Origin of the sequence: Tistlia consotensis USBA 355 (assembly GCF_900177295.1) — a bacterium.
In the GTDB taxonomy this organism is placed as follows: Bacteria; Pseudomonadota; Alphaproteobacteria; order Kiloniellales; family DSM-21159; genus Tistlia; species Tistlia consotensis.
Genome location: NZ_FWZX01000017.1, coordinates 1 through 11,726, shown reverse-complemented (window position 1 = coordinate 11,726; position 11,726 = coordinate 1). Strand labels below are relative to the sequence as shown.

The following is an 11,726-nucleotide window of genomic DNA, read 5'->3' as shown; positions in this document are numbered from 1 at the left end:
CGCTCCCGGCTGCTAGATATGCGTCATGAGCGCCCTGGAGCACAGCAGCAGCCCCGCCGCCGAGGCCGTCGAGTGGCGGATCGAGGCGCGGCCCGTCGACTACCCCGAGGCCGTCGCGGCGATGGAGGAGCGGGTCGCGGCGATCCGCGCCGGCACGGCGCCGGAGCTGGTCTGGCTGCTCGAGCACCCGCCGATCTACACCGCCGGCACCAGCGCCCGCGACGAGGACCTGCTGGAGGCGCGCTTCCCGGTCCACCGCACCGGCCGCGGCGGCGAGTTCACCTATCACGGCCCCGGCCAGCGGGTCGCCTACGTGCTGCTCGACCTGAAGCGCCGCAACCCCGACGTCCGCGCCTACGTGCGGAACCTGGAGGAGTGGCTGATCCGCAGCCTGGCCCGCTTCAACGTCGTCGGCGAGCGGCGCTGCGGCCGGGTCGGCATCTGGGTCGACCGCGGCCCCTACGGCGGCGAGCGCGGCCGCGAGGACAAGATCGCCGCGATCGGCGTGCGGGTGCGGCGCTGGGTCTCGTTCCACGGCGTCGCGCTCAACGTCGAGCCCGACCTCTCGCACTTCGCCGGCATCGTGCCCTGCGGCATCCGCGAGCACGGCGTGACCTCGCTGGTCGACCTCGGCATCCCGGCGACGATGGCCGACGTCGATGCCGCTCTGATCGGGACCTTTCCCGAGGTCTTCGGCTGACGGCGCCGGAAAGGGCTTCACCCTTCGACAAGCTCAGGATGAAGCCCTTGGAATCGCCATCGAATTCGCTTCGTCCCGAGCTCGTCGAAGGGCGAAGCGAAGCCGGCGCCTACCCGGCCACCGCCTGGAACAGGAAGCCGCAGAGCACGCTGCCGGCCAGGGCCAGACCGAGGTAGAGCGCGAAGACCGGGCGCTTCACCAGGGCCCAGACCGCCATGGCGGCGGGGATCGAGCTGGCGCCGCCGGCCAGCATGAAGGTCAGGGCCGCGCCCGGTGCCATGCCGCCGTCGAGCAGCCGCGCGATCAGCGGCACCGCGGCGTAGCCGTTGAGATAGGCCGGCACGCCGACCAGGCCGGCGAGCAGGATCGTCCAGGGCCCCTGCCCGCCCAGAGTCTCGGCGACCAGCTCCTGGGGCAGCCAGGCGATCATCAGGCTCTCCAGCAGGAAGGCGAGGGCCAGCCACTTCATCAGGAAGGCGCCGGCCGAGGCCGCCTCGGCGCCGAACAGGGCGCGGCGCGGCGCTTCGCGCCAGAAGGCCCAGCGCGTCTCGCCCGAAGGCAGCTTGGGGCCGCCGCAGCCGCCGCAGCCCTTCGGCCCGGCCTTGAGGGCGTCGGCCAGGAGGCCGCGGCGCTGCAGCGCCCAGACCGTGCCGCCGGACAGGAGGCCCATGGCGATCGCCGCGGCGGTCTTGGCCAGGGTGAACTGGAGGCCGACGATCGGCACCATCAGCAGGAACATCTCCGGGTCCATCAGCGGCGAGGCGATCCAGAAGGCCATGACCGCCGGCAGCGGCACGCCGACGGTCAGCAGCGCCGCGACGATCGGCACGACGCCGCAGGAGCAGAAGGGCGAGAGCGCGCCGAGCGCGGCACCCGCCAGGATCGCCAGGCCCGGCGACAGGCCGACGACGCGCGCGATCAGCCGGTCGGCGCCGGCCGCCTTGAGCCAGGCCGCGCTGGCGACCGACAGCAGCAGGAAGGGCGCGATGCTCCACAGCTCGACCAGCACGAAGCGCAGGCTCGCCGAGGCCTGGGGCGGCTCGGTCAGGACCAGCAGCAGCAGGATGCCGGCGACGGTCAGCCAGACCCGCTCGCGGCCGAGCCGACGCGCGAGACCGGCGACGGACGAAGGGGCACGAAGGCTCTGCTCGGACATGATCCTATCCTTCCGGAATCATCGAAATTAATAGGTGCGCGGGAGCGGCCGAGGGCGTCGTCATGGCAACTCAGCTCGCGTCGCGCTTGGGGAGGGGGGCGGAAACGCCGCGGCAGCACTCGTCGGCCAGGAAGCCGACCAGCTCGTTCATCAGGCCGAAGTTCGCGAGGCAGCGCAGCACCCGGCCCTCACGCCGCTGCTCGACCAGCCCGGCACGGACCAGCAGGGCGATGTGGTGCGACAGGGTCGAGGCCGGCACGTCGAGGTGCGCCTGCACCTCGCCGACCGGCAGGCCCTCGGGCCCGGCCTTGATCAGCAGCCGGAAGGCCTCGAGCCGGGTCGGATGGCCGAGCGTCTCCAGGCAGCGGGCGGCACGATATATTTCCATATTTTTAGAAATATCGATAAAACTCGCGCCTGTCAAGCGCTCCGACAGGGAGCTGCCAGGCCGCGGAAGGGCTTCACCCTTCGACAAGCTCAGGATGAAGCCCTTGGGGACTGCGCCTTGCATTCGCTTCGTCCTGAGCTTGTCGAAGGGCGAAGCGAAATCCTTGCCGCCGACCCGCAGTGCGCGCAGGATTCCGGCTCCACAACAGCCTTGGAGGCCCGTCATGCGGCGGTCGTTGCGGGGAGCGTGCGGCGCCCTCGCGCTGGTCGTTGGTCTCGTTCTCGCGCTGGCTCCGGCCCGCGCCGACAGTCAGGCACCAGCCAAGCCGAAGTTCGGGCCGGACGCCGTGCCCTTCTACGCGGCGCCCGACTACCTGCGCAGCCACGCCGCGCCCGACTGGTGGGCGCTCAGCGGATTCTACGTGCCGCAGCAGACCTCCAGCGCCTGCTCGCTGGCCGCCATCGTCACGGTGCTCAACGCCTTCCGCGGCCTGCCGGCCAGCGCCGAGGAGCCGATCGTGACCCAGGCGGCCCTGCTGGAGAAGACCGGCGACGAAGGCTGGACCGCCAAGGTCGTCGAGGAGGGCGACGGCATCACCTTCGCCGACCTGCCGGTCTACCTCGACGAGAGCCTCAAGGCCTATGGCCTCTCCGGCTACGCCATCGAGGTGGTCAGGCCCACGGCCGACACGCCGGAAGAGCTGGCCAGGCTGCAGGCGCTGCTCGCCGAGAACGAGGCCTCTGCCGACGACTTCCTGCTGGTCTACTTCAACCAGGGCGTCCTGACCGGCGACTGGGACGGCCCGCACGTCTCGCCGGTCGGCGCCTACGACGCCGGCAGCGGACGGGTGCTGCTGCTCGACGTCGACCGCGAGTGGTACGTGCCCTACTGGTCGAGCGCCGAGAAGCTGCTGCAGGCGATGCTGCGGCCGGCCCCGGCCGACCAGGGCGTGCTCGCCGGCCAGACCGGCGGCCTCGTCCGGCTGAAGCGGGTCGGGTCGTAGTAGCGGGCCCGGTCGCGGCAGGCCCGGCGAGTCGTCCCCTCACCCGACGCTCACCATGTCCCTCGGGATCGTCGTGATCGGCTCGTAGCCGGTCTCGGTGACGCGGATCGTGTCCTCGACCATCATGCCGCCCCAGCCGAGGACGTAGTAGGGCGTCTCGACGCAGAGGCACATCCCCGCCTCGAGCGTGGCGTCGGAACCGGGCGCCAGCAGCGGAAAGTCGTAGCTGCCGGCCAGCCCGATGCCGTGGCCGACATGCTGGCGCCGGTAGGTCGGGATGCCGCTGCGCCGCACGATGCCCACCGTGTCCTCGAAGATCCGCCGCGTGCTGGCCCCGGCGCGGATCATCTGCAGCTCCTCCTCGAGGCCGACGCGGATGGCGTTGTAGCGCGTGGCCTGAAGCCTATCGGGCTCGCCGAACACGAGGGTCCGCGCCATGTCGGAGGTGTAGCCCTGCACGACGCACCCGGCGTCGATGCGCAGCAGGTCGCCCGGCTCGACCTTGCGGGACTTCGGGTAGCAGTCGGCCAGCGCCGAGCGCGGTCCCGAAGTGACGCTGATCAGCCGCGGGTTGCCGCCGCCCCTGACCATGCAGGCGGCGATGAGCGAGGCGGCCTCGAGCTCCGTCATGCCGACGGCGGCCTCGGCGACCACGGCCTGGATGCCCTCCTCGACCAGCTTCGTCGCCTTCGCGATGCGTGCGACCTCACCGTCCAGCTTGGTCTTGCGGGCCTCGCCGATCGCGCGCGTGACGTCCACCACGCGGTCGACGCCCCGTGCCTCGCGGATCAGCGTCCACAGGCCGTCGCCGTTGCTGCGGTCGACGCCGATCACGGTGCCGGCCGGCGCCGTCGCAGCGAGGGCGGCGACGACCGCCTCCTCGAAGCCCGGCGACCCCGGACCGTCGTAACCCTGCGGGTCGGCCGGACCCGCCGCCTCGAAGCAGAAGAAGCCGTAGCGGTGGACCAGCGCCGGATCGCCCAGGGCCTCTACCGCCGGGCCGGCGTCGGCGGCGCTCACCACCAGGGCCGCCGTCTCCCGGCCGGCGACGACCGCCGAGAGATAGCGGGGGTTCAGATCGTGGTGCATGCTGAAGTAGCCGCTCAGGTATCCCTTGATCGGCGGGTGGCTGGCGACGATGACGCCGACGTCGTCGCCGGCCTGCTCGAAGACCTTCCGGCGCGCCTCCGCGGCGAGGTCGAGACCGCTCTCTGGGTAGTCCATGTTCGGGTTCCTCGGAACGGCGCCCTCGCGGGCGCCAGGGGTCATGGGCTTCGTCTAGTGGCCGAGATAGGCCCGGCGAATGCCCGGATCGCCGGCCACCTCGGGCGCCGGCCCTTGCATGACGATCTCGCCGTTGACCAGGACCGCGGCGTCGTCCGAGACCGCCAGGGCGGCACGCACGTTCTGCTCCACCACGATGATCGTCATGCCGGCGTCGCGCAGGCCGCCGAGCTTGCCGAAGATGTCCGCCTGCATCTTCGGCGACAGGCCCAGCGAGGGCTCGTCGACCAGCAGGCACTGCGGACGCGTCTGCAGCACCATGGCCATCTCGAGCAGCTGCTGCTCGCCGCCGCTGAGGTTCCCGGCCATCGTCTGCAGGCGCTCTTCCAGGACGGGAAACAGCCCGAAGACGTAGGCCCGTGCCGCCCTGCGCTCGGCGCGGGCGATGCCGTGCGCGGCGATCTCCAGGTTCTCCTCGACGCTCATCCGTCCGAAGTTGCAGCGGCCCTGGGGCACGAAGACGATGCCCATGGCGTGACGCTCGAGCGCACTGGTCGCCGCGATCTGCGTGCCGTTGTAGAGGATCGAGCCGGCGTAGGCGGCCGACAGCCCGGCCAGGCCGCGCAGCAGCGTCGACTTGCCGGCGCCGTTGGGCCCGACGAAGGTGACCATCGTGCCGCGCCGCACGGTGACAGCCGCTCCCCTGACGATGGGCGGCCCGCCGTAGCCGACCACAAGGCCGGCGGTCTCGATCACCGCTTCAGAGTCCACCGTCGCCGCCTCCCAGGTAGGCCTCGAGGACGCGCTCGTCCTGCTGGATCTCGGCCGGCGTGCCGGAGGCCAGCCGACGGCCGCGGTCCATGACGACGACGCGGTCCGAGAGGGCCATGACGAACTCGATGTTGTGCTCGATGATCAGGAAGGTCGTGCCCGCCGCGTTCAGGCGCCGGAGCAGCTCCGCGATCTCGTGCACCATCGTCGGGTTCACCCCCGCCACGGGCTCGTCGAGGATCACGATCTTCGGCTCCGACATCAGGATGCCGGCCAGCGCCAGCAGCTTCTTCTGGCCGTAGGACAGGCTGCCGGCGAGTTCGCCTTTCTTGGCGCCGAGGCCGACGGTCTCCAGCAGCGCCTCGGCGCGCGCCCGCGTCTCGCGCTCCACCTGCCGGAAGCGCGGCGTGCGCAGGATCGGATGCTGCAGCCGGAGGCCGTCGAAGCACTGCCGGCCCATCGCCGCGTTCTCCAGCACCGAGAAGCCATCGAACACGCGGATCGCCTGGAAGGTCCGCATCACGCCGCCGCGCGCGATCTCCTCCGGCTGCCGGCGCGCGATCGAGCGCCCCTGCAGCTCGACGCTGCCGCTGCAGCCGCGGTCGAAGCCGGTGATGCAGTTGACCGCGGTGGTCTTGCCGCAGCCGTTCGGCCCGATCATGCCGGTGATGCTGCCGGCCTCGACCTCCAGGTCGAGGCCGTCGACGGCCCGGACCGCCCCGAAGCTGCGCCTCAGCTCGGCGACCTTCAGCAGGGGTGGCGCCGTCGGCGCGGCCGGCCGCAGGACGCCGTCAGATGCTGCCAGGCTGTCCAAGACGCCCTCCCGAGGAATGCCGCCGCCGGCGCGCGGCGAGAAGTCCCGCGAAGCCGCGCGGGAAGAACAGGACGCCGGCGATGAGGACGACGCCGTAGTAGATCATGCGGACCTCGTCGGAAGTGCGCAGGACCTCCGGCAGCACGACCAGCACGAAGCCGGCGGCGATCATCGGCCAGAAGCTGCCGAGGCCGCCGACGATGACGATCACCAGCATCAGCTGCGTGTAGTAGACGTCGAAGATCGTCGGATCGACGATCGACAGGTAGAAGACGTAGAGCGCCCCCGCCATCGCCGCGACGACCGCCGCGAAGCCGGCCGCGAAGACCTTCCAGCGGGTGGTGCGCACGCCGAGCGAGCGCGCGAGCGTCTCGTCGTGCTTCAGCATCCTGAGGGTGCGCCCGACACGGGACGACAGCACCAGTCCGATCGCCGCCAGCGTCGCGGCCGCGAAGGCCAGGGCGAGGAAATACTGGCTCGTCCGGTCGTCGAAGGCGAAGTACAGCGGGCCGAGGACGATCTCCGGCGCCGGCAGCCCCGGAATGCCCATCGGGCCGTTGGTCACGTCGATCCATTCCTGCGCCAGCAGCTGCAGCAGCAGCGTGAAGGCGATGGAGACGATGACGAAGGCGTGGTTGGACAGGCGCAGCGACACGGCACTGATGGCGATCGCGAGCAGCAGGGCGACGGCGCCGGCCGCCAGCATGCCGTCCCAGACGCTGCCGCCGAGCCGGGTGACGGTCAGCGCGCCGACGTAGCCGCCGACGCCCCAGAAGCCGACCTGCGCGAAGGACAGCAGCCCGGCATAGCCGTAGATCACGTTCAGGGACATCGCCAGCACGGTGAAGAACAGCGCGTTGGTGAGGACGTTGAGGTGGTAGCCGGAGCTGCTGGCGAAGGGATAGGCCAGCGCCAGGACGGCCAGCAGAAGCAAGAGCAGCCCCTTGGGGGAGCGCATCGCGGGCGGCATGCCGTCAGCCCTTCCGGATCGCCGCGGCGAACAGGCCCTGCGGGCGCATCGCGAGCACCGCGATCATCGCGACGAAGGCGACCGCGTTCTGCCAGACGATGTCGGCGAAGCCGCCGACCAGGCTCTCCAGGACGCCGAGGCCGAGCGCCACCGCCACGGCACCGCCGATGTTGCCCATCCCGCCGATGACGACCACGGCGAAGGCCTTCAGCAGCAGGGTCTGGCCGACCGTCGGCTGGAACACGATGATCGGGACCAGGACCGCCCCGGCGACCGCGCTCAGCACGAGGCTGACCGCGACGGCGCGCCGCGCCACCCGCGTCGGATCGAGGCCGATCATCAGGGCGGCCTCCCGGTTCTGCGCGACCGCCCGCAGGGCGCGGCCGGCGTTCGTGCGCAGCAGGAACCAGAAGAGAGCGCCGAAGGTGACCACCGCGACGACACTCGCCAGGGCGTGGGCGTAGGTCAGCCGGATCTCTCCGAGCGCGAAGGCGCCGTAGCCGAAGCTGGTCGTCGCCATCTGCGGATTGCTCGTGAAGAGCTGCTGCACACCGTTCACCAGGACGATCGAGACGCCGAGCGTCAGCAACAGGCTCTTCTCGAAGATGCCGCCGCCGTCCCCGCCGGTCGCGAGGGCCGCCAGCAGCCCGCGCGCGGCCAGCAGGCTGACCGCGCTCGCCAGCACGACGAGGACCGCGAAGGCGACAAAGAAGTCGCCGCCGAACAGCGGCAGCAGGGCGGCCATGGCATACATCGCCACCATCAGGACCTCGCCGTGGGCGAAGTTGACGATGTGAAGGATGCCGAACTGCAGCGTCAGACCGGTGGCGATCAGGCCGTAGATCAGGCCGATCACGATCCCGTTCAGCAGCAGCTGCCCGAGGAAGACGGGGTCCATCTCGGGCAGGCCTAGTTGGTCGAGAACACGTCGACGACCGTGACCTTCGAGCCGTCGACCCGGCTGATCACCGCCTTGTTGTGCGCCTGGTCGTGATCGTCGAAGGTGATCGTGCCGCCGAGCATCGAGGCGTAGGACGTCTTGGTCAGCGCCGCGCGGACCGCTGCCCTGTCGGGCGTCCCCGCCCGCTCGATCGCCGCCGCCAGCACGTAGACCTCTTCGTAGCCCGCGAAGCTCTCGTACTGCGAGGTCTCGCCGTACTTGGCCACCAGCTTGGCCACGAAGGCCTTGTTGGCCGGCGTGTCGACCTCCGGGGCATAGGGGAAGGCGGTCACGGCCTGGTCGAACGCCCCGTCGGCCAGCAGCTTCTCGTGGGCCTCGCCGGCGAAGTTGAGCTTTCCGGTCAGGGCGGCCTTCACGCCCAGCGCCTCCTTCTGGCGCACGAAGTTCGCCCGGTCCGCCGGCGCCTGGTAGAGCGCGATGGCCTGCGCGCCGCTGCGGCCGAGGCGCGTGAGGATGGTGGTGAAGTCGGCGGCGCCCAGCGGATGGAAGTCCGTCGAGACCACCTCGATGCCCTTGGCCTCGGCCGCCTTGGCGAAGGCCTCGGCGCCGCCGCGGCCGTAGTCGGTGCTCTCGGCCACGATGGCGACCCGCTTCACGGAGCCGAGCGAGGCCAGGTAGTTCACGTCGGCGACGGCCAGCTCCCGGTCCGACGGATTGAGCCGGAACACCCAGGGATTGCCGCCGATGCCAGCCTTCTCGGTGATCGAGGGACTGGTCGCGATGCCCGAGACCAGCGGCACCCCGGCCTTCTGGACCACCGGCATCGCCGCCAGGACGGCCGAGCTGCACTGCGCGCCGATGATCGCGACGACGCCGTCCTCGATCAGCTTGTTGGCCACCGTCACCGAGACCGAGGGATTGCACTGGTTGTCCTCGACGGTCAGCGCGATCGGCTTGCCGAGCACGCCGCCTTTCGCGTTGATCTCCTCGACCGCCAGCCTGATGCCGCGCATCTCGTGCTCGCCGCCGTGCGCCACCGGCCCGGTCAGCGGCGCCGAAACGCCGATCTGGACGGCCTCCTGCGCCATGGCCGGACCCGCCGCGAGCACCACGGCGAGAAACGACGCCCCGAACGTCTTCTTCATCATGCTCTCCTCCGTTCCCTGGACTGCTGGTCGTTGCCGCCCGGCCCTTCTGCGGGTGCCGGGAACCGGTAGTGGTCGGCGAGGTAGCCCATCACGCCCTCGAAGCCGCCGGTCGCCGGCGGCAGCGGCGCGACGTGCCGCGCGGAGCGGTCGAGATCCTTCAGCCCGCTCGCCGAGACCAGGCCGACGACACGATCGCCGGGCCGGATCGTGCCAGCCTTGCGCAGGCGGGCGAGCGCGGCCAGCGGGGCGACCGACGAGAGTTCGCCGAAGAGGCCTTCGCGGTACGCCAGAGCGTCCTGCGCCTCGAAGATCTCGTCGTCCGTGACCGGCACGGCGACGCCGTTGGATCGCCGCAACGCGTTCAGCGCCTGGAAGGAGCCCTGCAGGGTGCCGATCGAGAGGGCGTCGGTGTCGAAGCGGCGGTCCATCGCTGCCGGGCGGTCGCCGCCGCGGGCCAGCGTGTGGGCCAGAGAGCCGTAGACCTCGGCGGCGACGAGGCGCGGCAGGCCGTCGGAGAGCCCGGCGTCGCGCAGGTCGAGGAAGCCTTGCCAGATGCCGGCGAGCATGTCGCCGTATGCCGTTGGCACGGCGAACCAGTCGGGCACCCTGCGGCCGAGCTGCTCGAAGGTCTCGTAGGCTATGGTCTTGTAGCCCTCGACGCCGACGGGATGGCTGCCGACCACCGGCGCCCGGTAGGGCGAGGCTGCGAACCAGCCCTGCCGTCGGACGCCCTCGGCCAGCACCGGCCAGCGCTCGGCCTTGTCGGCCAGCGGCACCAGCAGCGCGCCGTACTTGCGGATCTGCGCGGCCATCGCGCCGGCCGTGCCGGCGAAGGTGAGCACGATGCACGGCACGCCGGCCTTGGCCGCGTAGGCGGCGAGCGACGCGCCGGCGTTGCCCGAGGAGCTGGTCGCCAGCACCGCCGCCCCGGTCGTCCGCGCGTAGGAGACCGCCACCGTGGAGAAGCGGTCCTTGTGCGACCAGGTCGGATTCCGGCTCTCGTCCTTGATGAAGAGGCCGTCGATGCCGATGCTGCCGCCGTAGCGGCCGGCGGCGACCAGCGGCGTGTCCCCCTCGCCCAGCATCACGGCGTCTCCGGCGCGCAGTGGCAGGAAGCCCTCGTAGCGCCACAGGCCGCCGCCGAGCCGATGCTCCGGCCAGCGCCGCCCGGCCAGCGCCCGCTCCGTGTAGGCGACCGCGAAGGGCGCCGGCGCCTCGTCCCGGCAGCGCGGGCAGCCGCTCGCGTAATCGACGGCCTGGGACAGCGGCTGGCGCGCGCCGCAGCGCAGGCAGGCATAGCCCGCGATCCGGTCGAGCGGCCGGCGGGCGCTCATCGGGCGATCACCCAGCTGTCCCCGAGGGCGTCCGGGCAGCCGAGTTCCCGCGAGACCTCGAGCGACGCCGCGACGACGACCTCGACCACCTCGTCGAAGCCGACGGTCACCGTGTTCTTGGTGTAGGCGACGCTCAGGCCGGCGACCACCGCGCCGGCGGCGTTGCGCACCGGCGCGCCGACCGACACGACCGCCGGCAGGTTCTCCTCGTCGACCGAGGCGTAGCCCAGCCGGCGCACGTCCGGGAGACGGGCGACGATCGCCGCGGGATCCGTGATCGAGTTCGGCATGATCCGCTCGAGCGGACCGGAGCCGAGGATCGCGCCCGCCTGCTCGTCGCCGAGCGCCGCCAGCAGCACGCGCCCGAGCGCCGTGGTGTGCAGCGGCATGGTCTCGCCGGCGTCGACGCGCAGCACCACCCGCTGCCGGCTCGGCACGCAGAGCACGTAGACGGCCCGGTTCTCCTTCAGGATTCCGAGGAAGCCGTTCAGGCCGAACTTCTCGGCCAGGCGGACCAGCTGCACGTGGGCCGCCGTGATCAGCGTGTCGTCGTGGCGGCTGTTCTTGCCCAGCACCACCGCGCGATGGCCGATCCGATAGCGCCGCGTGTCGCTGACCTGCTCCACGAAGCCGCGCTGCTCGAGCGTGTTGACCAGGCGCTGGACGATGGAGGTGCCCAGATTCAGGCGCCGCGCGATCTCCCGCACGCCGATCGGCGCCGGCGCGGCGTCGATGAACTCCAGGACGCTCAGGCCGCGGTCGAATGTCTGGCTGACATCGGTCATCTTTAATGTTCCTATTATCGGAACATCGTTCCGATATTCATGAGCTCCTTCTAGCGTCGCCCTGCCGGGGCTGTCAAGGACGCGCATGGGGCAGGGACGCGCATGGGGCAAGGACGCGCATGGGGCAAGGACGCGCACGGGGCAAGATGTGCACGGGCGAGACGCGCAGGGGTCGCCGTCGGCAGTAAGCGCTTAGGCGATGCCCTTTGGCTTCGGGCTTGACGCCTTGCGGAAGTTCCAGGGCATGAGGTCTTCGACCCTGCTCTGCGGGTGGCCGTTGAGGATGGCCTCCAGGATTTCGGCGAGATAGGCGACCGGGTTGACGTCGCTGAGCTTGCAGGTGGCGACAATGGAGGCTAGCAGCGCCCAGTTCTCTGCTCCGATCTCGTGTCCCGCAAAGAGCGCATTCTTTCTTGTGAGGGCCACCGGCCTGATGGCGTTCTCGACCGGGTTGGTATCCAGTTCCAGTCGGCCGTCCTCAAGGAAGCGGGTCAGGCCTTCCCAATGGCTGAGGGCGTAGCGAATGTCGCCG

Annotated in this window: 13 protein-coding genes; 2 read left to right on the top strand and 11 right to left on the bottom strand. The window is 71.0% G+C overall.

Annotated features, from left to right (window positions below; all coding sequences use genetic code 11):
• Window positions 1-25 precede the first annotated feature (25 nt).
• On the top strand, window positions 26-700 hold the full coding sequence (lipB, locus tag B9O00_RS18810) for a lipoyl(octanoyl) transferase LipB (RefSeq protein ID WP_085124249.1): 675 nt from the start codon (window positions 26-28) through the stop codon (window positions 698-700).
• A gap of 109 nt (window positions 701-809) precedes the next feature.
• Here the strand turns inward: lipB and B9O00_RS18805 are convergent, their stop codons facing one another.
• Entirely contained in the window at window positions 810-1,856 is a 1,047-nt protein-coding gene (locus B9O00_RS18805) for a permease (protein ID WP_085124248.1), read from the bottom strand.
• A gap of 70 nt (window positions 1,857-1,926) precedes the next feature.
• On the bottom strand, window positions 1,927-2,244 hold the full coding sequence (locus tag B9O00_RS18800) for an ArsR/SmtB family transcription factor (protein WP_085124247.1): 318 nt from the start codon (window positions 2,242-2,244) through the stop codon (window positions 1,927-1,929).
• 223 nt (window positions 2,245-2,467) lie between these two features.
• Here B9O00_RS18800 and B9O00_RS18795 point away from each other — a divergent pair, with 223 nt between their 5' ends.
• Window positions 2,468-3,247 (top strand): phytochelatin synthase family protein, encoded by a 780-nt coding sequence (locus B9O00_RS18795; protein WP_085124246.1) that lies wholly within the window; start codon window positions 2,468-2,470, stop codon window positions 3,245-3,247.
• Window positions 3,248-3,286: 39 nt separating this feature from the next.
• Here the strand turns inward: B9O00_RS18795 and B9O00_RS18790 are convergent, their stop codons facing one another.
• The 9 genes from B9O00_RS18790 to B9O00_RS18750 form a co-directional block, all read right to left on the bottom strand.
• Window positions 3,287-4,471, bottom strand: coding sequence for a M24 family metallopeptidase (locus B9O00_RS18790; protein WP_085124245.1), 1,185 nt, complete (start codon window positions 4,469-4,471; stop codon window positions 3,287-3,289).
• 54 nt (window positions 4,472-4,525) lie between these two features.
• A complete protein-coding gene (locus B9O00_RS18785) occupies window positions 4,526-5,242 on the bottom strand; it encodes a branched-chain amino acid ABC transporter ATP-binding protein (protein ID WP_200808572.1) in 717 nt (238 codons plus the stop codon).
• A complete protein-coding gene (locus B9O00_RS18780) occupies window positions 5,232-6,056 on the bottom strand; it encodes an ABC transporter ATP-binding protein (protein ID WP_200808571.1) in 825 nt (274 codons plus the stop codon). The genes B9O00_RS18785 and B9O00_RS18780 overlap by 11 nt, the downstream gene beginning before the upstream one ends.
• Entirely contained in the window at window positions 6,034-7,026 is a 993-nt protein-coding gene (locus tag B9O00_RS18775) for a branched-chain amino acid ABC transporter permease (protein WP_085124244.1), read from the bottom strand. Before B9O00_RS18775 ends, B9O00_RS18780 begins: the two co-directional genes overlap by 23 nt.
• A gap of 4 nt (window positions 7,027-7,030) precedes the next feature.
• Window positions 7,031-7,924: a branched-chain amino acid ABC transporter permease gene (locus tag B9O00_RS18770; protein WP_085124243.1), complete on the bottom strand. Its 894-nt coding sequence runs from the start codon at window positions 7,922-7,924 to the stop codon at window positions 7,031-7,033.
• Window positions 7,925-7,935: 11 nt separating this feature from the next.
• On the bottom strand, window positions 7,936-9,075 hold the full coding sequence (locus tag B9O00_RS18765; RefSeq protein ID WP_085124242.1) for an ABC transporter substrate-binding protein: 1,140 nt from the start codon (window positions 9,073-9,075) through the stop codon (window positions 7,936-7,938).
• On the bottom strand, window positions 9,072-10,409 hold the full coding sequence (locus B9O00_RS18760; protein ID WP_085124241.1) for a pyridoxal-phosphate dependent enzyme: 1,338 nt from the start codon (window positions 10,407-10,409) through the stop codon (window positions 9,072-9,074). The genes B9O00_RS18765 and B9O00_RS18760 overlap by 4 nt, the downstream gene beginning before the upstream one ends.
• Window positions 10,406-11,194 carry an IclR family transcriptional regulator gene (locus B9O00_RS18755; RefSeq protein WP_159460259.1) on the bottom strand — a complete coding sequence of 263 codons (789 nt, stop codon included), beginning with the start codon at window positions 11,192-11,194 and terminating at the stop codon, window positions 10,406-10,408. The genes B9O00_RS18760 and B9O00_RS18755 overlap by 4 nt, the downstream gene beginning before the upstream one ends.
• A gap of 192 nt (window positions 11,195-11,386) precedes the next feature.
• Window positions 11,387-11,726: IS66 family transposase (locus B9O00_RS18750; RefSeq protein ID WP_143596274.1), on the bottom strand; the 340-nt coding region annotated here is incomplete at its 5' end.

Excerpts from the sequence above, each read along its gene's own strand:
- lipB (WP_085124249.1), top strand. The coding sequence starts at position 26 with ATGAGCGCCCTGGAGCACAGCAGCAGCCCCGCCGCCGAGGCCGTCGAG.
- B9O00_RS18805 (WP_085124248.1), bottom strand. The coding sequence starts at position 1,856 with ATGTCCGAGCAGAGCCTTCGTGCCCCTTCGTCCGTCGCCGGTCTCGCG.
- B9O00_RS18800 (WP_085124247.1), bottom strand. The coding sequence starts at position 2,244 with ATGGAAATATATCGTGCCGCCCGCTGCCTGGAGACGCTCGGCCATCCG.
- B9O00_RS18795 (WP_085124246.1), top strand. The coding sequence starts at position 2,468 with ATGCGGCGGTCGTTGCGGGGAGCGTGCGGCGCCCTCGCGCTGGTCGTT.
- B9O00_RS18790 (WP_085124245.1), bottom strand. The coding sequence starts at position 4,471 with ATGGACTACCCAGAGAGCGGTCTCGACCTCGCCGCGGAGGCGCGCCGG.
- B9O00_RS18775 (WP_085124244.1), bottom strand. The coding sequence starts at position 7,026 with ATGCCGCCCGCGATGCGCTCCCCCAAGGGGCTGCTCTTGCTTCTGCTG.
- B9O00_RS18770 (WP_085124243.1), bottom strand. The coding sequence starts at position 7,924 with ATGGACCCCGTCTTCCTCGGGCAGCTGCTGCTGAACGGGATCGTGATC.
- B9O00_RS18765 (WP_085124242.1), bottom strand. The coding sequence starts at position 9,075 with ATGATGAAGAAGACGTTCGGGGCGTCGTTTCTCGCCGTGGTGCTCGCG.
- B9O00_RS18760 (WP_085124241.1), bottom strand. The coding sequence starts at position 10,409 with ATGAGCGCCCGCCGGCCGCTCGACCGGATCGCGGGCTATGCCTGCCTG.
- B9O00_RS18755 (WP_159460259.1), bottom strand. The coding sequence starts at position 11,194 with ATGACCGATGTCAGCCAGACATTCGACCGCGGCCTGAGCGTCCTGGAG.